Source organism: Streptosporangium roseum DSM 43021, from assembly GCF_000024865.1.
GTDB lineage: Bacteria > Actinomycetota > Actinomycetes > Streptosporangiales > Streptosporangiaceae > Streptosporangium > Streptosporangium roseum.
Genome location: NC_013595.1, coordinates 8,898,469 through 8,917,233, shown reverse-complemented (window position 1 = coordinate 8,917,233; position 18,765 = coordinate 8,898,469). Strand labels below are relative to the sequence as shown.

Below are 18,765 nucleotides of genomic sequence, written 5' to 3'. Positions count from 1 at the left end.
TCACTGACTTTTCCGGAGGTGCTCATGGCACTCGAACTCGATCCTGACTGGCCCGGCCTGACCGACAAGAGCGACGCCAGCGGCAAGGGCGACCCCGCCCTGCGGACGCCGGAGATCAAACGCATCGCCGGTGAGGTGCAGAAGATACTCGCGACGATGACCACCCCCACGGAGATGCCGGCGACCCAGGTCGCGTATGCCAAGGGCTCCACCCCGCCGCCGCTGCCGGGCCCGCCCGCCGGTGCCGGTTCGCTTCCGGACCTGCAGCGGCAGTGCGCGCTCAGTGAGATCCAGCTGGGGGAATGGCCCGTCGCCCAGAGTTTCAGCATGGCGACCGTCACCGCCTACGCGCAGCTCATAGGTGAACCGGGGCAGGGCGGGGGCCTCTACTCCTCGTTGATCGCACGGTGCCAGGCGGCCATCGACGGGCTCATCGAGTCGGCCAAGTCGTACGACGGCGCCGAGATGGCCAATCAGGAAGACGGCACGCGCCGCTACGTCTGAGAGGGAGCACCATGGCCGAGAAACAGACCACACCGCTCAATTTTTCCGGTCCCGCCCCGGACCCCGAGGTGAAGGGCGGGGGCTTCTTCGCGGACATGTTCCACTCGGATCTCGACCAGATCAAGAAGTGGATAGACAACACCAACCCGGACTCGGTGCGACGGGCGGGTCAGTACTACCTCGCGGGCAAGAGGGTGCTCGACGAAGCCGCGAGGAAGCTCAAGGAGCAGGCCATCCAGCTTTCCGGGCACCTGGAGGGGCCCGCGGCCGTCGAAATGCAGAAGGGCCTGCAGAGCCTGCATGCGAGCATGCGTGAGCTCGGGGCCAAGCTGGGCGAGATGGGCATGCCGCTGACCGAGTACGCGAACACCCTCAACTGGGCCCAGGCGAACCTGGTCGACTCCAGGTACCGCCACTCCAGGTCGGACCAGGGTTTCGAGCTCTCGGACTTCACACCGTTCGCCGGGATCTCGTGGGCGGAGGACCGGGCCCGCAATCATCTCGAAGCGGTCAACAAAAAGATCGTCGAGCACTACCAGAAGCTCCCCGCCGAGGTTCAGCAGGCGCTGCCCACCGTCACCCCGGTGAACATGCCCGATTTCGAGCCGGGCGGACCCACGGACTACACGGGGGGGCTTCCCAGCGACTCCGGCTCGCCGTACGATCCGAACGGCTCCGGGACGGGCGGCTTCATCCCCTCCTCCTACGGCGTCAACCCGAACGGCGCGTATCCCAAGGGGCTCAACCCCGACGGGACGTACCCGAACGGCCTCTATCCGAACGGTGTGAATCCGAACGGGCTCGATCCCAACGGCCTCGACCCGAACGGCGTCAACCCGAACGGCGTCAACCCGAACGGCGCATATCCCAACGGGCTCAACCCCGACGGGACGTACCCGAACGGCATCAACCCGAACGGCGTCAACCCGAACGGCGTCAACCCCAACGGGCTCGATCCGTCGAAGACGAACCTCTCCCTGCCGGATCCGAGAAACACCCAGCTCGCCGGTCTCAACGACCCGCTGACGTCCCGGCTGCCGATTCCCCCTGACCCGTCCACCTCCACCTGGCCGAACAGCTCGGGATACCAGGCGCCCGGGAACACCACGTCCGGCCACGGCGCGTCGGGCAACGTGGGGGTGTACGGCACGGCGCCCGGCGGAGTCGTGAACGCCGACACCTCCGGCGCCAGATCCCGCATGGCGGCGAACACCGGTATATCGGGGGTGGCTCCCACCCTGGGGGGAGGAGGCCCCAGCGGCCAGGAGGAGAAGACGCATGAGAAGGTCTACTGGCTTCCCGAAACCGACGAGTATTGGACCGGCCCTGCTGCCAAGAATGTCTCTCCCACGACACTCGCCTGACGGCATCATGGTGATCGGTTGTCTCGCGCGGCCGTAGGCAGGGCGCCGTGCCCGCTCCACCGGTCTGTACGGTGCCCGCGGAACCGCAGTAGCCTGTGCGATTAATGTGATCATGGTTTTCAAGGAGCCGGCAGGACACCCGGGAAGTGCGAGTCTGAGGGACGGAAATGGGCGAATTGCGCCAAGGTGAAGGTTTCGGGTACGGGTCCGAAGGCCTCGATCAACTGGGCCGGGGCGTCGGAGGCCATGCTCCGAGGCTGGAGACGCTCGGGACCAAGACCGGCGGGATCTCCGTCGACTTCCCCGGCTTTGGCGCCGTCGGTGTAGGACTCCAGTACACCCACGCCGAGACCCGCGACAGCGCGGTGAACGCCCTCCAGGCATGCAAGGAGGTGCTGGTCTCCTGGGAGAACTCCCTCGCTCAGACCAAGTCGAATTACCAGGCTAGCGATGATCATTCGGGCGGCGGTAAGGACAAGGGCGGCGGTAAGGACAAGGGCTCGGAGCCGGGCGGTTCGGAGCTGAGTGGTTCGGAGCTGAGTGGTTCCGGCCTGGACGGTTCGGGTCTCGGTGGTCCAGGCCTCGGTGGTTCAGGCCTGAACGGTTCCGGACTGGGTGGTTCTGGCTTGGGTGGTTCCGGACTGAACCCGTATGATCCGATCTCCTCGAAGCAAGTTCCTCTCGATCTGACCGGGCCCGACTCGAAGACGCCTGATTACAAGACGCCTGATTACAAGACGCCTGATTACAAGACGCCTGATTACAAGACGCCTGATTACAAGACGCCTGATTACAAGACGCCTGATTACAAGACGCCTGACTACAAGACGCCTGACTACAAGACGCCTGACTACAAGACGCCCGATTACAAGACGCCTGACTACAAGACCCCCGACCCGGGCTCCTCCACTCCCGATCTGCCCAATCCGAAGACGAGCCTGGCCGGCTACGATCCGAACGCCGTGACGACGCCGCAGACGCCGCAGGTGAAGAGCCCGGATCCCGCTGTGTGGACGGGTGACCAGGGGGGGACGAGTACTCCGACCCGGACCGGTGGCATCTCGACCGGGTCGGGAGGAGCCGGTTCCTCCCTGCCGCTCGGCCCCGGCCTGTCCAGCGGCACCCCCGGGATGAACGGCATGCTGCCCCCCGTGGGGGGCGCCGGCGCCGGTGGGAACAACGGCAATGAGCAAGAGACGTCCTCGATACTGACCGGGAACGAGGAGGACTGGGGAGACGATGTGCCGGTCGCCCCCTCGGTGATCGGCGAGATAGTGTGATCACCATATTTCCTCATGCCTGCCTGGTGTCCGGATAGGAGGTCTCCGTCATGGCCTACGAGTCGGACAGGGCGATCTACATGACGTCGGCGGCGACGGCGAAGGCGGCCGCCCAGATACTCGCGCATCCCGCCGCCGTGCCCAGGCTTCTCCTGGCGCAGACCATCGCCGACATGCTGGTCATGCTGGTGTCCAACCCGGGCGCCATGTGCAAGGCGTCGGAGGAGTGGTGCGACTCGGACACCGGCGATGCCGCTCTCGACGCTGCGGAGAAGGGCATCCGCGCGCTGAAGGTCAAGGCCAAGGAATATGGGGGATGGGAGGGGGACGCGTGCGAGTTCTTCATCGACAGGATGGAGATCCTGCTGGATGAGCTTGAGAAGATGAAGAACTACCGCAAATCCTCCAGCCAGACCCTTCAGCAGGCCGCCGAGATCTACCATCACGGCGCCCAATTCGTGGGCGGGGTGGCGGCGCTGATGTCGGGCCTGGCGGCCGCGTCGCTCATCCCCATCGCCAAGGGAGCCTCGAACCTCACCATCGCCACGGTGCTCCGGTCGGTCGGCAGAACCGTCCTGCGCGTTTTCAGGATGAAGCTCAAGGTGCTCGCCGCCGCGGGTGTGATCCTCGCCGGCGTGAACGGCTACCAGCTCGCGCAGGCGCAGTTGCTCCCCGGCCTGAAGGCCCTGCCGGACAAGGCGCCCGACTTCAAGCGGGCCGGCACGAAGGGTTTCCCCCTCGGGCAGCCGAAGGTCCTCTCTGTCTGAGCGCGCCGTCCCGGCCGCCGTCCATGCGACCGCCTTCTCCCGTCCCCACCTTCACGGAGCCGGATGCGGACACCCGCGGGTGTCCGCATCCGTCGTCCGTGGTGCGCGGTCATCCGCGCCTCACTGCCGAGGGGGAGCCGTCGCCGAAGGAGCGATCTGCACGGGCGCCTTCGCCGCCGCCGGGTCGAGCGCCGGGCCCTCGGGGATGAGTTTCACGATCTGCGTCGGGAGCGGGGCGACGTCCTTCAGCTCGTAGCCGAGGCTGGGCAGCATGTCCGCCGACAGGATGGCGTGCCGCCGTCCCTGGTCGCCGATCAGGTAGAGCGGCCTCATCGCCCCCGTCTGGCCGTTCCCCGGCAGCACTCCCACCAGGGCGCCGGCACCGCGGGAGAGCGTCACCCGGTCGGCCACGTCCTGGTTGAACCATCCCTTCGGCGGCTGGGGGATCGGCGCCGTGCTGCCGATCGTCAGGGTCGCCTGGGTCGAACCGCGCTCGGTCTCGGAGTAGACGGCGCAGAGCGGGCTCGTCGGAGCGGAAGAAATGATCCTCGGCATGGACGCGGGAAGGCCGCTGACGCCGAGACGGGTGCCTGACTGCTTCATCCCGTTCGCGGTCGCCGGGGCGATCTCCTTCGGCAGCGGCTCCGCGCGGCCGTACGCCTGCTTGATGGCCGGGTCGGCCAGCAGCAGGGTGGCCTGGAGGGGGCTGACGTCCGCCAGGCCGTCGGCGAGCAGGACGTACCACTTGGCGGGCCCGCCAGTCACCGGCGGCACGGTGAACACCCTGCCGACCGCGGACCTCCTGCCGTCGGGCCCGCGCGCCGAACCGCCGAGACCCGGGATCGCCGGCCTCTCGAAGGGACGCCCCTCCGGCAGGGCGTTGAGCCAGGCCGCGGGGATCTGGCGAGGTTGCTCCTGGGTCAGCGTCCGAACGGTCCTGGCGGGCACCTTCAGCCGCTGGTTCGCCCACAGCAGCCAGGCCTGGCTCCCCTCCTTCTCCCTGACGACCATGGCCGAGCCCTGCTCGACCGGGGCGCCGCCGACGCGGAAGCCGCCGATCAGCGAGGTGTACGGCTTGCGCTCGCCGTTGGTGTCGACACCCTCGGCGACGCACACCGACCAGGGAGCGCGGATCAGGCGGTCGCGGGCGGGCAGGGACTCGGGGGCGCCCAGGATGCCCACCAGCGTGCCGCGGTCGTACTTCGCGAGCGAGGCGGCGGTGACCGTGCGCACCTTCACGTCCTGCGTGTTCAGCAGCAGCCTGGCGGAGGCCACGTTGGTGACCGGGATCATCTTCTTCTGCGGGGCGCTGTAGACGTAGATCGCGCCTGTCTCCTCTTCCACGATCAGGTTCCCCGGATCGGTGAGCCCGGTGGCGTTGCCCGGGCGGATCAGGCCTATCACCCCGAAGACGGCCGTCACCAGCACCGCGACCAGAATTCCGCCGAACGTGGCCGTGTTGTGCCTGCGCATCGGTGACTCCGACAGGTCCGGCTCTCCCTGGAGCAGGGCCATGCCCAGGCGCTGTGTCATCAGCTTGTGCGCCTGATAAAGATCGCGACGGGTCTGCATCCCACCTCCGTCTCGCCGGACACGCGGTCGTCGACAGCATAGAAGCGTGATCGCGGAACGGCCTCACCGGAGTCGATGGTGAGGCGATGGTGAACGGCGGCCGTCCACGACGTTTCCGATCTTCGAAAGCATACTGAACAGGCTCGATGGACGCGTGGGACAGCAGAGATCAGGTGATATGAGATATCACGAAAGGGTTGTCGATCTCTGGAGGATGGCGCGTGACTCAGGACAGATACGTCACGTCGAAGGCGATCAAGGCGATCGGCGCCGAGCTGGACAATGACGTCATTCCCGAGATCAAGGAGTTGCGCCGGATCCTGGACAGCACCGACCTGGGAGGCCTCGGCTGGGGCGCCGTCGGTGAACTGCTGATCGGCCTGCGCTACCGCCATGTCCAGGAGACCGTCGAGGAGAAGTTCGCGCAGGCGGTGGCGGTGATGGAGTCCTGGCAGGAGGCACTGGACGTGGTCGAGACCAACTGGCGGACCGCCGAGGACAGAAGCGTCGTCGTCTACCAGTGATTCGGAAGGTCTGACATGCCGGTGCCGCCGGGGAAGAAGCCGACCCCCCTGACCGCGACCAGGAGCGCGAAGGGGGTGATGGTCAACTCCGCGAAGGTCCTCAGCAGCCTGGAGAAGGGAACCAGGCTGATGCCCACGGCCTGGGCGGGGGTGGCGATCGCGGCGACCGCGGCTGCCAACGTGCCCGGGATGGCCGACATCTACAACAACTGGACCTCGCTCCACTCGCGCCTCGACACCGCCGTCAAGAGCTACCTGGCCGACCTGAAGACCAAGGGCAAGGACGGCTGGATCGCCGAGGACCGCGACGCGTTCGACGACGCCGTCCAGAAGTACCAGGAGGAACTGGAGAGCCTGCGCGGCTACATCAAGAACATCGCCGACATCGTGGACGAGCTCGGCGACTCCTATCGCGCCTACTGGGTGGCGATCGGCCAGCTTGCCGCGCTCCTGCTCGCCCTCTCCGGGATCGCCGCCCTCATGCTCGCGACGCCCTTCGCGGGATCGGCCGTCCTCAACCTGCGGATGCTCGGCCTCCTGGCCAGCAGGATGATCGCCGCCTCGACCGGCGCCCTCGGCAGGACCATCGTCAGCGTGGTCAGCAGCAGCATGTCGCTCTACTTCTCCGGCAAGGCGTGGATGCAGTCGTTCAACCTGGAGCCCACCGGTCTGGCGAGGGTCGATTTCACCCAGGCCCGGATCAGGACCAACGGCCTGCCCCCCTTCCAGAAGCCGCCGCCCCAGCAGCCCGGACAGCCGCCCCAGCTTCCCGCGTACGGAACGTTCGAGTGGCTGTCCCCCAAGAAGGAACTCCCGGAGCGTTACAAGTGACGAACTTCAGCCCTGAGCACCTGCGCATGGAAAGCCTGGAAGACCTGGAGGAGGTCGTACGGCAGAGCGAGGAGGCGCTGACCCTGCTCGGCGGTGTCCAGAGTGAACTGGCGGCCGTCACGGGTGAAGGGTTCGGCGCCGACGGGCTCGCACGGGCCGTCGTCGACGGCGTCGGCCGCATCCAGCGGATCACCTTCGAGCCGCGCATCACGCGTCTGGACAGCCATCTGATCGCCGAAGCGGCGACGGAGGCGGTCCGGGCCGCCCAGGAGGACGCTCAGCGCCAGAACGAGGAGTTGCTCCGGGCGGCGACGGGAGGCGAGCCGCTCACCCTCGACATGGACCGGGCGCGCCGGCAGTTCGAGGAGATCGGTGAGGACCTGGTGCGTGCCTTGCGCGATCTGGGAGACAAGGCGTGACCGGCCAGAACCTGGCCGGTCGGGACCGGGCCGCGCCGCATGCCGTCAATTGCCGGACTCGGGGGTGAGGCCATCGATGACCTTGTCGACCTGGGGGTCCGGCGCATCCTTGTGGATAGCTCCGATCTCGCGTTTGGGGGCGATCCAGTTGGAGGGGGGTTTCGTGGAGATCTCGGCCTTCTGAAAGTCGATCTTCAGGCCTCCGGTCGGCTTGATGCTGGACATGCTGTTGAACTTGCCGCCGAGAGCGGCCAGAGCGTGGCCGGCCAGGGCCAGATAGGCGCCGAGGGCCGCTGTTATCTTGCCGACGAGACCATTCGTGATTGCGCCTAGTCGCTTGAGCTGCGCCTGCGCCGCCGCCGATGTGGCAGGGGAGACGGTGGACATGCGCACGACGGCCAGAATGTAGATCAAGATGATGCCGGAAAGCGCGGCGATATGTTTCCAGTAGTCGTAGTACGCCTCGCGGACCGCGTCTAACTTGCCTTCCATGGTGTAGCAGATGCCGCTGAGCTTCTGTAACTCGGAGCCGAACGTGGTGGCCGAGTCGAGAAATGCCTCGCGGTCGTCGGCCTGCCAGTCTCCGCGGCAGAGGAAGACCGCGTTGCCGATGACGCCGGGATATTTGACCTCAAGCTCTTTGGCGAGGGCTTGCCAGTTCGCCTTGGCGTCGCCCATCCCGTCGACGTTCGCGATAGCCGTGGTGGCGATGGCCACCGCCGTCATCAGGCTGGGAACAAGCCTGCAGCTTGTCTTGAGCGTGTCGAGCGCGGCTTTGGACGCGGCCTTCAGTTCGGCCTGCGCCAGCGCCAGTGCCTGCGCCTCGGCCTGCGCGGCCCGCGCCGCACGGCCGGCGTGGACGAGACTTATCGGAGTCGTCATATGTACTTGACCGTACTCGCCTCTTCGGCGTCTCTCCAGTTCCTTTGGATGGTCTCCAACGCCTCGATCCAGGATTTGAGGGCGTCGATGGCACTGTCGGAGAATTCTTTGATGTCGTTCTGGGCGGCTCTGTACTTGTAGGAGAGTGCCGCGCCCAGCACACCGAATTCGGGGAAGCCGATATTGGTGTTATTGATGTCCGATTTGAGTTGCCTGAAGGCCGGAATTGTTTCCTCGTTGAGGTTGCGTTGAATTTTTTCGATGCAACTTGAGGTGACGTATTTGTCTTGAGCCATGTGTTGACTTGCCTCCGGATCTGTGCGTACCGGATGCTCTCCTGTCCATTCTTAAGACAGGGGCGACAGTTACATTGATTTAACAGTATCTTCGCTTTGGACTTATGTCAGTAGCGCTTGGGTAACCTGATTGTCACGCAATGTTTAGGAGGGCGTGCGGTGTTCGATTCCACCAACTTCGAGTTGGAAGACCTGGAGCGGTTCAGCCGGGACGCGGAGCAGGAGATACGGCGCCTCGCCGGTATCGAAGGCGAGCTCCGAGAGATACACGGCACCGGAACGGGTGCCGACGGGCTGATCAGCGTGACCGCCAACGGCTCAGGGCAGGTGGAGAAGATCGACCTCAACCCCCGAGTGATGCGGCTGGACAGTCACGTCCTGGCGGCAGAGCTCATGAAGGCGATCGACGCGGCCCGAGCGGACGGGGAGCGCAAGACCAACGAGCTTCTGAGCGGTGCGGGTATCTCCGCCGACACGCCGAACCTCGACGAGTTGCAGGAGCGGATGACCGTGACCTACGAGGCGTTCGCTCGCTCCATGGACGGCCTCTCACGCCGCCTGGACCGTGACTGAGCGCGGGAGCCCCGACCTCCTTCCGGCGCCGGTCTCGTGCCGGCCGGCGCTCCACTGAGGTCCTTCACACGCGGAGAGCCCCTTCCCCGGGCGGATGCGGGGGAAGGGGCTCTCGTCATCGGAGCCGGAACCGCGTTATCCGCAGTTGGCCCAGCTGGAGGTGCCGGTGCTGCCGCCGGGGCCGCCGCCGCTGAAGCGGACGCACTTGCCCTTGGAGGACAGGATGACGCCTCCGGCGTAGTACTCGAAGTTGCCGCGGTCGGTCTTGCTGCTGCCGCCCTGGACTTCGAGGGTGGCCCAGACCGAGGTGGCGGTGCCCACGTCGGCGGTCTTCATGGTGACGACGCAGTTGGAGCCGGTGGAGGTGTTGTAGAGCTGGTAGGTGGTTCCGCCGGGGAAGGAGGCGGAGCGCTGCACGTAGTAGCCCGATCCACAGGCCTGCTGCGGGGTGTAGGGGTTGGAACGCGCGGCCGGCGGAGTCGACTTCGCCGGGCTCGGCTTCGGGGTCGGCTTGACGGCCGGCGGGGTGGGCTTCGGGGTCGGCTTGACGGCTGGCGGGGTGGGCTTCGGTGTCGGTTTCGGGGTCGGCTTGACGGTCGGTTGCGCGGTCTTGGTGGGCTGCGCGGGGGGTTTCGTGGGCTGCGCGGTCTTGGTGGGCTGCGCGGGCCTGGTCGGCTGTGTGGACTTGGCCGGCGTCGACGGCTGAGCCCGGGGAGGCTTCTGCGTCGGGCTCGCCTTCCGCGTCGGCGCCGTCGTGGGCTTGGAGGCCGGTTCGCCGGTCGGCTTGGGCGTCCGGCTGGGCCTGGCGCTCCGGGTGTTCCCGGGCTTGGCCGTGGGCTTGGCGTTCCGGGTGTTTCTGGGCTTGGCCGTGGGCGGAGCCTTGGTAGCGGCCTTCTGCGTGGCCTGCGGCGCGATGGGGGCCGGGAACGTCGGCACCGGGATCGGCGGCGCGGTGACGGGGGAGGTCATCGACTGCGCCGGAACCGTCGGGCTGCCCGTGCTCAGCCGCAGCGGCGCGACGTCCGGGTTCCGCGGCTCCGACGTGGCGCCCGAGGGCACGGTCATCTTGTCCGCCGACGTGTCCTCGCCTCCCTGCCCGGCCTCCTGCGGCAGGCCCTGACCCTGGCCCGCCGGCGCGGAGATGACGTCGGGGATCTTTCCCTCGGCGGCCGTCCGCCCCATGGCGCCGAGGGAGGTGTAGTTCCCGGCGGCCCACAGGCCGAGTCCGGACAGCAGGGCGACCACGCCGACGCAGGCGGCGAGTATGAGGGGGAAACCCCTGGTCCTCGGCCGTTCCCGGACGGGCGCGGCCTTCGGCGGCGCGGCCGCGCCCGCCGGAGGCGGGCTCCCCGGGAGCACCGGAGCCCCCCAGAGCGGCAGTGCCGTCGGCTGCGCCGGCGCGTCCGCCACGGCCGCGGCCGGGGGAACGGCCCCCTCAGAGGAGTTCCGCTCCGTCCCGGAGCCGGCCGTACGGTCGCCCTCGGCGGGGGTGGGGGGCACTGACTGCTCGCCGAGGAGGCGGAGCATGGCGGTCTTGGTGTCGGGGCGTGCGTGGGGGTCCTTGTCGAGGCACGAGGCCAGGAGGGCGGCGAGCTCGGGTGGGAGGCCGCTGAGGTCGGCGGCGCCCTCCCGCACCCTGCCGGTCTCCCCGCCGAAGGGCGGCTTCCCGGTGGCGGCGTAGGCGAGGGCGGCGGCCCAGGAGAAGAGGTCCGCGGGTCTGCCGAGGCCGGGAACGGCAGCGGTGGCGGAGCTGGGCTCGGTGGGCGGGGGGGCGACCTGTGAGGGCTCGGCCTGCGGAAGCTCGGCCTGTGAGGGCTCGGCGTGCGGGGGCTCGGTGGGCGGAAGCTCGGCGTGTGCGGGGGCGGCCTGTGGGGGCTCGGCGTGCGAGGGCCCGGATATGAGGGCGGGCTCGGCGTGCAGGTTTTCGGGGGCGCGGTAGTCGGGTTCGCCGCTGGTGATGCCGAGGCCGATGTCGCAGACGCGGGGTCCGTCGGGGCCGAGGATGACGGTGTCGGGGGTGAGGGCGTCGTGGGTGAGGCCGGCCAGGTGGATGGCGGTGAGTGCGGTGAGGGTGGTGACGGCGAGGTGTTCGAGGGCGTCGCCGGTCAGGGGGCCGTCGGCGGTGACGGCCTGGCGCAGGGAGCGGCCTTCGACGTGCTCGCGGACGATGTAGGGGGAGTCGTCGAACCAGCCGACTTCGATGAGTTTGGCGGTGTGGGCGCCGGAGACGCGTTTGGCGGCGTGCAGTCCGTTGGTGATCTGCTCGCGGGCCTGGGGGGTGGCTTCCGGGCGCGGGGCGAGTACGCGGATGACGCGGAGGGTTTCCTCGTCGGGCAGGTGGCCCAGGTACACGGCCTGCTGAGGGTCCTGGCCGAGCCGCCCGACGAGGATGTGGACGCCTACGCGTTCCGGATCCTCTGGCAGTAATGGGTTGAAATCCCCCATTGCAATCCTTCCACCTCAGCTACCGATAGGTATCACTATCGGACGATCTAGCAACATCCAACCAAATTTGTCACACCAAAATGGTCGATTTCAGACGTCAGTTCCGATCCGAATCGGCCGCGATCCCCTCTCAGCCCTCCGAGAGGAGGTCCGGGCAACGGAGAAGGCCCCCGCCCCTTGCGCTTTCTGGGGAGAGGGCCTTCCGGCGACGGGGCGCGGTCAGCCCCGTTACGCCTCCGCTTTCAGGTCGGTCGGTGCCCGGCCGTTCCGGGTCGGGGATGTCATCCGCAGTTGGCCCAGCTGGAGGTGCCGGTGCTGCCGCCGGGGCCGCCGCCGCTGAAGCGGACGCACTTGCCCTTGGAGGACAGGATGACGCCTCCGGCGTAGTACTCGAAGTTGCCGCGGTCGGTCTTGCTGCTGCCGCCCTGGACTTCGAGGGTGGCCCAGACCGAGGTGGCGGTGCCCACGTCGGCGGTCTTCATGGTGACGACGCAGTTGGAGCCGGTGGAGGTGTTGTAGAGCTGGTAGGTGGTTCCGCCGGGGAAGGAGGCGGAGCGCTGCACGTAGTAGCCCGATCCACAGGCCTGCTGCGGGGTGTAGGGGTTGGAACGCGCGGCCGGCGGAGCCGACTTCGCCGGACTCTGCGTCGGCTTGGTGGTCGCCGGAGGCGGTGTCGGTTTGACGGTGGGCGCCGGAGGCTGCGTCGGCTCGACGACCGGGGGCGGCGATGACGGCTTCGGCGTCGGCTTGGGGGTCGCCGCGGGAGGCGTCGGCCTGACCGTGGCCGTCTGTGTCGCGGATGGCTTCGGCGTCGGCTTGGGGGCCACCGCGGGAGGCGTCGGCTTGGCGGTCGGCGTCTCCGTGGCGGGCTCGCTCGGTGCCGGAGCGGGCGTCTCCGTGGCGGGCTCGCTCGGCCTGGGCGTCGTGCTCGGGGACGGCGTGGCCGTCGGGGCCGGGGTCGGATCGACCCTGGGCGGCGTCGGGGTCGCGCTCGGGGTCGGGGTGACGGTCACGGTCGCGGTCGTGCTCGGGGACGGCGTGGCCGTCGGGGCCGGGGGCGCCGTCGGGGCCGCGGTCGGAACCGCGGTCGGCGGCACGGGCGCGTTGGTCGGGATCGCCGGCGGGGTGACGAACGAGGTCATCGACGGGGCCGGAACCGTCGGGCTGCCCGTGTTCAGCTGCATCGGCCCGACATCCGGGTTCTGCGGGTCGGTCGTGGCGCCCCAGGGCACGGTCACCTTGTCCGGAGGCTCTTCTCCGACGCCGTCGCCGACGCCGATGCCCTGCCCGTCGCCCTGGGGCTGTCCCGGCCCCTGCTGGCCCTGGTCGACCAGTCCCAAGGACGCGTGGGGAGCGGCGGCGGCGTTGGCGGCCGCCCGTTCCGCCTCACCGAGGGAGGTGTAGCTCCCGGCGGCCCACAGGCCGAGTCCGGACAGCAGGGCGACCACGCCGACGCAGGCGACCAGCACGAGGGAGAAGCCGCCGCGCTTCGGCCGCTCGCCGGGCTGGGCCGCTCCCCGCAGGACGAACGTCGCCTGCGCCGGGGGAGCCGGGTCCTGCGGGAGCGGCGGTGCGCCCCAGCCGGCCGGCGGCGGCGCCTGCGCGGGAGCCGGCTGCTGCGGTACGGCCGGCAGCGCCTCGTCCTGCCACGTGTCGTCCCCGGTGATCAGGACCGCCGACTGCTCGCCGAGGAGGCGGAGCATGGCGGCCTTGGTGTCGGGGCGTGCGTGAGGGTTCTTGTCGAGGCACGAGGCCAGGAGGGCGGCGAGCTCGGCGGGGATGCCGGTGAGGTCGGCGGGCCCTTCCATGACGCGGGGGAGCTCTCCGCCGAAGGGCGGCTTCCCGGTGGCGGCGTAGGCGAGGGCGGCGGCCCAGGAGAAGAGGTCCGCGGGCCTGCCCGCGGTGGGGGCGGCGCCGGGGTTGAGTTCGGCGTGCAGGTTTTCGGGGGCGCGGTAGTCGGGTTCGCCGCTGGTGATGCCGAGGCCGATGTCGCAGACGCGGGGTCCGTCGGGGCCGAGGATGACGGTGTCGGGGGTGAGGGCGTCGTGGGTGAGGCCGGCCAGGTGGATGGCGGTGAGTGCGGTGAGGGTGGTGACGGCGAGGTGTTCGAGGGCGTCGCCGGTCAGGGGGCCGTCGGCGGTGACGGCCTGGCGCAGGGAGCGGCCTTCGACGTGCTCGCGGACGATGTAGGGGGAGTCGTCGAACCAGCCGACTTCGATGAGTTTGGCGGTGTGGGCGCCGGAGACGCGTTTGGCGGCGTGCAGTCCGTTGGTGATCTGCTCGCGGGCCTGGGGGGTGGCTTCCGGGCGCGGGGCGAGTACGCGGATGACGCGGAGGGTTTCCTCGTCGGGCAGGTGGCCCAGGTACACGGCCTGCTGAGGGTCCTGGCCGAGCCGCCCGACGAGGATGTGGACGCCTACGCGTTCCGGATCCTCTGGCAGTAATGGGTTGAAATCCCCCATTGCAATCCTTCCACCTCAGCTACCGATAAAGCTGCTAATAAGTTGATCTAGGGCTATCAAAGCAAATATCGACCCTGAAATTCACTGATTTCACATGTCTTTCACGATCTGTTATCCAGGGCTCCCGGCTGCCACCTGCGACGACGTCCCGCCGGAATCGTGACGCTACCCAGGGCGATCAGAATGACGGCGGCGAGCGACAGCAGGGCGATCCACGTGGCGACCGAAATGCTCCGGGTGTCCTCCGGCGGCGCCTGCCGGATCGCGTCGGCCGCCAGCGGGGCGGGCTCCGGCGGCGCGAGCGCCACCGCCTCCGACGACAGGATCGCCGAGACGGCCTGCAGCGGGTTGACCATCCCCTTTCCGGTGCCGGTCCCGGAGCCGCCGTCCGCGGTCAGCGCGATGCGCCGCACCACCTCCGCCTGGCTCAGCTCCGGATAGCGGGAGCGGACCAGCGCGGCGACCCCGGACACGTACGCCGCGGCGAAGCTGGTGCCCTCCCGTTTCTCCGCGTAGACCTGGAAGGGCCAGGGGGCGGTGAGGTCCGTGCCGGGAGCCAGCACGGTGACGGGCGTGATCGGGTTCGAGGAGTCGGCTCTGCGCCCGTCGGGACCGGCGGAGCCGACGGACAGCACGCCGGCGTAGGAGGCCGGATAGGCGGGCACGGGGGAGCCGTCGTCCTTGTTGACGTTGCCGGCCGCGGCGACCACCACCACGTCCTTGGACAGCGCGTAGGCGATGGCGTTGCTCAGGTCGGGCTGGTCGGCCGCCTGGGTCGACACGTTGATCACGTCGGCGCCGAGCTCGACGGCCTTGGCGACGGCCTGGACCAGCCTGCCGACCTCTCCGCTGCGCTCCACGGTGTATTTGACGGAGACCAGCTTCACCGCCGGCGCGACCCCGGAGAAGAGGACCCGGGCGTGCGGGACGGCGGCGATGATGCCCGCCACCGCGGTGCCGTGGCCGTAGCAGTCGCGCGGCCCGGTGCCGGTGACGTCCTCCGCGCGGGCCCCCCTCAACTGGGGATGCGTGGTGTCCAGGCCGCTGTCGAGGACCGCGACGGTCACCCCGGCTCCCTTGGTCAGCCGCCACACCTCGGGCAGGTTGAGCCGCTTCTGGCCCCATGACTCCGCGATGCTCACCGTGCCGCGCTCGGGGGCGCACTTCTCGGGCGCCGCCGCGGCGGACGCGACCGCCGGAGCCGCCGACACCGTGGCCGCCGTCAGCAGCGACACCGCGGCGAGCATCCGACCGATCACCATGTGTTCCCCCAATGCGGGTGAAAGACCGCCAGAACCCTACTCAACTTGATCAAGCGTTGTCACGACGGGACGGGCCACGCGCGATCGCTCAGGTGAGCGGCGGCGCCCGGCGGTCCTAAGCTGGCTGTCGAACGAGCGAGGCGGACGGGCCGACAGGCGCGCCGGTGATCGATCGTTTCCCGACATATGTGGCTGGGAGCGGGCATGAGCGAATATCCGTGGGGCGAGGCGACCGCCACCGGCGTCGGGTCGCACCCGGGGGCGGACCACGCGGAGGCGATCAGGGTCGTCTTCGGAGAGCTGCCCGCGCTGCCGTACCTGCCGGAGCTGCCCGCGCGCGGGGTGGGCGCCGACCTGATCGGGCGCACCGCGTCGCTGCTGGTGGACTTGGCGGTGGAGGTGCAGCCGTCCGGCTGGCGGTTCGCCGACCGCCCGGGGCGCGACTTCAAGCGGGCCCGCGACCACCTCGTACGCGACCTCGACGCGCTGGAGGAGTCGGCCCAGGGATACGAGGGGCCCTTCAAGATCCAGGTGTGCGGGCCGTGGACGCTGGCCGGGGCGGTCGAGCTGCGCCACGGCGACAAGACGCTCGCCGACCCCGGGGCCGTGCGCGACCTGGTGGGCTCCTTCGCCGAAGGGCTCGCCGCGCACGTCGCCGACGTGCGCCGCAGGGTGCCGGGCGCCTCGCAGATCGTGGTCCAGCTCGACGAGCCCGGCCTGCCCGGCGTCCTCGCCGGCACGGTGCCGACCGCGTCGGGTTTCGGGCGGCTGGCCGCCGTCGAGGCCCCGATCGCCGCCGAGCGGCTCGGGGAGGTGCTGCCCGAGGGCGCGTTCACGGTCGTGCACTGCTGCGCCCCCGGAGTGCCCTTCGGCGTGCTCCGCGCGGCGGGCGCCGGCGGCATCTCGCTGGACGCCTCCCTGCTCAGGCGGCGCGACGAGGACGCGATCGGGGAGGCGATCGAGGCGGGGACGGCCTTCTTCCTCGGCGTGGTGCCCGGCGTCGACTCCCGGCTGCCCGACGTCGACGTGGTCGCCAAGCCCGCCGTCAAACTCTGGCGCCGCCTCGGCTTCCCCGTCGCCACCCTGGCCTCGCAGGTCGTGCTCACCCCCGCCTGCGGGCTGGCCGGAGCCTCGCCCGGCTACGCCAGGGCGGCTCTGGCCAAGGTGCGGGAGGCGGCCCGCGTGCTGAGAGACGACCCCGGGGAGTGAGCGCGGCCGGCACCTCCGGACTGGAGGGCGGGGCCGGGGGGATTGCCCATCTCCGGGTAAGGCCGCCGCGGGATGTCGGTGTCCGGCGATAGCGTTTCCCTTGGTCGGATCGATGAGGGGAGAGCTGGCGATGGGTGCTGAGGTCGAGGGTGTGCCGGTGGCGGCGCTGGATCGGCACGCGGAGCTGACCGAGCTGGTCGAGCAGGCCAACTGGCGCTATCACGTGCTCGACTCGCCCACCGTGAGCGACGCCCAGTACGACACGTGGATGCGCGAGCTGCGCGGCATCGAGGAGGAGCACCCGAGCCTGCGCACGCCCGACTCGCCCACGCAGAAGGTCGGCGCGCCGATCTCCAGCGACTTCACGCCGGTCGCCCACCTGCAGCGGATGGAGAGCCTGGACAACGCGTTCAACGCCGACGATCTCGCCTCCTGGCAGGCGCGGGCCGAACGGCTGGCCGAGCGTGACCCGGCCCCCTACCTGTGCGAGCTGAAGATCGACGGCCTGGCCATCGCCCTGGTCTACGAGAAGGGCCGCCTGGTCCGGGGCGCGACCCGGGGCGACGGACGCGTGGGCGACGACGTGACGGCCAACGTGCGCACCGTCGCCGGTGTGCCGCACCGCCTGGCCGGTGACGACGTGCCCGACCTGGTCGAGATCCGGGGCGAGGTCTACATGCCCGTCGACGGGTTCGTGAAGCTCAACGAGCAGCTCGTCGCGGCGGGCAAGGCGCCGTTCGCCAACCCGCGCAACTCGGCCGCCGGCTCGCTGCGGATGAAGGACCCGCGGATCACCGCGCAGCGCCCGCTGCACCTGATCGTGCACGGCGTGGGCAGGTGGGAGGGGACCGCCCTGCCCCGGACCCAGTCCGGGGTCTACGAGCGGCTCCGGGAGTTCGGCCTGCCGGTCAGCGATCTCTACAAGGTCGTCGACGACCTCGACGGCATCAACGCCTTCATCGAGTTCTACCGCGAGCACCGCCACGACCCGGCCTACGAGATCGACGGCGTCGTGGTGAAGGTGGACCGCATCGAGCTCCAGAACAACCTCGGCTCCACCAGCCGGGCGCCCCGCTGGGCGATCGCCTACAAATACCCGCCCGAGGAGGTCAACACCAAGCTCCTGGACATCCAGGTGGGAGTGGGCCGGACCGGCCGGGTCACGCCGTACGGCGTCATGGAGCCGATCGTCGTGGCCGGTTCCACGGTCGAGCGCGCCACGCTCCACAACGGCTCGGAGGTCGCTCGCAAGGGCGTGCGCATCGGCGACACCGTGGTGCTGCGCAAGGCGGGCGACGTCATCCCCGAGATCGTCGGGCCGGTCGTGGACCTGCGTGACGGCACCGAGCGCGAGTTCACGATGCCGACGCACTGCCCGGAGTGCGGCACCGCGCTGGCCTACGAGAAGGAGGGCGACGCCGACCTGCGCTGCCCCAACACCAGGGCGTGCCCCGCCCAGCTCCGCGAGCGGATCTTCTTCGCCGCCGGGCGCAGGGCCCTCGACATCGAGGGCCTGGGCTACGTGGCGGCCACCGCGCTGACCCAGCCGCTGCCGCCCCAGGAGCCCCCGGTCCGCACCGAGGCCGACCTGTTCGACCTGACCATCGAGCGGCTGCTGCCGATCCGGTCGGTCGTCCGCGACCCCGACACCGGCCTGCCCAAGACCGACCCGGAGACGGGCGATCCCAAGGTTGTCGCCTTCTTCGCCAACCAGAGCGGCGAGCCGAGCAAGAACGCCGAGAAGATGCTGGAGGAGCTGGAGAAGGCCAAGGACCAGCCGGTCTGGCGGGTCCTGGTCGCGCTCTCCATCCGGCACGTCGGACCGCCCACCGCCCAGGCCATCGCCGCCGAGTTCCGCTCGATCGACGCGATCGCGGCCGCCTCGGAGGAGGAGCTCGCCGCCGTCGAGGGCGTCGGCCCCCGGGTGGCCGCCGCGATCCGCGACTGGTTCGAGGTCGACTGGCACCGGGAGATCGTCGACCGGTGGAAGGCCGCGGGGGTCCGGATGGAGGACGAGCCGCCCACGGATCAGCTCCCGCAGACCCTGGCCGGGCTCACCTTCGTGGTGACCGGCACGCTGGAGGCCTTCACCCGCGACGAGGCGGGCGCGGCCCTGGCGGCCCGGGGCGGCAAGGTGTCGAGTTCGGTGTCGAAGAAGACCGCCTTCCTGGTCGCGGGCGAGAACGCCGGATCCAAGTTCGACAAGGCGGTCAAGCTCGGCGTGCCGATCCTCGACGAGGAGGGTCTCCGGGTCCTCCTGGCCGAGGGGCCGGAGGCGGCGGCCGGGCCGGCGGTCCAGCCCGAGGAGTGACCGAGCCGGTGAGACGACCGGTGGCGGGAGCCGGGCCGGGGTGGGAGCCGGACCGGCGGCCGGG

The 18,765-nt window shown here is 69.7% G+C and carries 16 protein-coding genes; 10 read left to right on the top strand and 6 right to left on the bottom strand.

Annotated elements, in window-relative coordinates; all coding sequences use genetic code 11:
- Positions 1-24: 24 nt before the first annotated feature.
- From SROS_RS39025 to SROS_RS39010, 4 genes are all read left to right on the top strand, one after another.
- The gene (locus SROS_RS39025) at positions 25-504 is read left to right on the top strand and encodes a hypothetical protein (RefSeq protein WP_012894477.1); all 480 of its coding nucleotides are present in this window, start codon (positions 25-27) and stop codon (positions 502-504) included.
- Between the two features lie 11 nt (positions 505-515).
- A complete protein-coding gene (locus SROS_RS46580; RefSeq protein ID WP_012894476.1) occupies positions 516-1,868 on the top strand; it encodes a hypothetical protein in 1,353 nt (450 codons plus the stop codon).
- A 167-nt stretch (positions 1,869-2,035) separates the two neighbouring features.
- Positions 2,036-3,148: a hypothetical protein gene (locus SROS_RS51455; RefSeq protein ID WP_012894475.1), complete on the top strand. Its 1,113-nt coding sequence runs from the start codon at positions 2,036-2,038 to the stop codon at positions 3,146-3,148.
- A gap of 50 nt (positions 3,149-3,198) precedes the next feature.
- Complete coding sequence (locus SROS_RS39010; RefSeq protein WP_012894474.1) at positions 3,199-3,915, top strand: hypothetical protein; 717 nt, start codon at positions 3,199-3,201, stop codon at positions 3,913-3,915.
- 120 nt (positions 3,916-4,035) lie between these two features.
- Here the strand turns inward: SROS_RS39010 and eccB are convergent, their stop codons facing one another.
- On the bottom strand, positions 4,036-5,487 hold the full coding sequence (gene eccB, locus SROS_RS39005) for a type VII secretion protein EccB (protein ID WP_012894473.1): 1,452 nt from the start codon (positions 5,485-5,487) through the stop codon (positions 4,036-4,038).
- A gap of 221 nt (positions 5,488-5,708) precedes the next feature.
- On the opposite strand from eccB, the gene SROS_RS39000 reads away from it, so the two are divergent.
- From SROS_RS39000 to SROS_RS38985, 3 genes are read left to right on the top strand one after another with little or no spacing between them, the layout of a single operon-like run.
- A complete protein-coding gene (locus SROS_RS39000; protein WP_012894472.1) occupies positions 5,709-6,011 on the top strand; it encodes a hypothetical protein in 303 nt (100 codons plus the stop codon).
- Positions 6,012-6,026: 15 nt separating this feature from the next.
- Complete coding sequence (locus tag SROS_RS38990; protein ID WP_012894471.1) at positions 6,027-6,842, top strand: hypothetical protein; 816 nt, start codon at positions 6,027-6,029, stop codon at positions 6,840-6,842.
- Positions 6,843-6,868: 26 nt separating this feature from the next.
- Positions 6,869-7,261 carry a YbaB/EbfC family nucleoid-associated protein gene (locus tag SROS_RS38985; protein ID WP_148269349.1) on the top strand — a complete coding sequence of 131 codons (393 nt, stop codon included), beginning with the start codon at positions 6,869-6,871 and terminating at the stop codon, positions 7,259-7,261.
- Between the two features lie 45 nt (positions 7,262-7,306).
- Here the strand turns inward: SROS_RS38985 and SROS_RS38980 are convergent, their stop codons facing one another.
- Positions 7,307-8,143, bottom strand: a complete 837-nt coding sequence (locus SROS_RS38980; RefSeq protein WP_012894469.1) for a hypothetical protein — start codon at positions 8,141-8,143, stop codon at positions 7,307-7,309.
- A complete protein-coding gene (locus SROS_RS50385) occupies positions 8,140-8,439 on the bottom strand; it encodes a hypothetical protein (RefSeq protein WP_012894468.1) in 300 nt (99 codons plus the stop codon). The genes SROS_RS38980 and SROS_RS50385 overlap by 4 nt, the downstream gene beginning before the upstream one ends.
- 159 nt (positions 8,440-8,598) lie before the next feature.
- On the opposite strand from SROS_RS50385, the gene SROS_RS46575 reads away from it, so the two are divergent.
- A complete protein-coding gene (locus SROS_RS46575) occupies positions 8,599-9,012 on the top strand; it encodes a YbaB/EbfC family nucleoid-associated protein (RefSeq protein ID WP_012894467.1) in 414 nt (137 codons plus the stop codon).
- Between the two features lie 135 nt (positions 9,013-9,147).
- Here the strand turns inward: SROS_RS46575 and SROS_RS38970 are convergent, their stop codons facing one another.
- The 3 genes from SROS_RS38970 to SROS_RS38960 all read right to left on the bottom strand — a co-directional run bounded on the left by SROS_RS38970 (position 9,148) and on the right by SROS_RS38960 (position 15,181).
- Entirely contained in the window at positions 9,148-11,457 is a 2,310-nt protein-coding gene (locus tag SROS_RS38970; protein WP_012894466.1) for a serine/threonine protein kinase, read from the bottom strand.
- Positions 11,458-11,738: 281 nt separating this feature from the next.
- A complete protein-coding gene (locus SROS_RS54105; RefSeq protein ID WP_012894465.1) occupies positions 11,739-13,919 on the bottom strand; it encodes a protein kinase domain-containing protein in 2,181 nt (726 codons plus the stop codon).
- Positions 13,920-14,020: 101 nt separating this feature from the next.
- Complete coding sequence (locus SROS_RS38960) at positions 14,021-15,181, bottom strand: S8 family serine peptidase (RefSeq protein ID WP_012894464.1); 1,161 nt, start codon at positions 15,179-15,181, stop codon at positions 14,021-14,023.
- A 204-nt stretch (positions 15,182-15,385) separates the two neighbouring features.
- Here SROS_RS38960 and SROS_RS38955 point away from each other — a divergent pair, with 204 nt between their 5' ends.
- A complete protein-coding gene (locus SROS_RS38955; RefSeq protein ID WP_012894463.1) occupies positions 15,386-16,390 on the top strand; it encodes a methionine synthase in 1,005 nt (334 codons plus the stop codon).
- Positions 16,391-16,520: 130 nt separating this feature from the next.
- On the top strand, positions 16,521-18,701 hold the full coding sequence (gene ligA, locus SROS_RS38950; RefSeq protein WP_012894462.1) for an NAD-dependent DNA ligase LigA: 2,181 nt from the start codon (positions 16,521-16,523) through the stop codon (positions 18,699-18,701).
- Positions 18,702-18,765 lie beyond the last annotated feature (64 nt).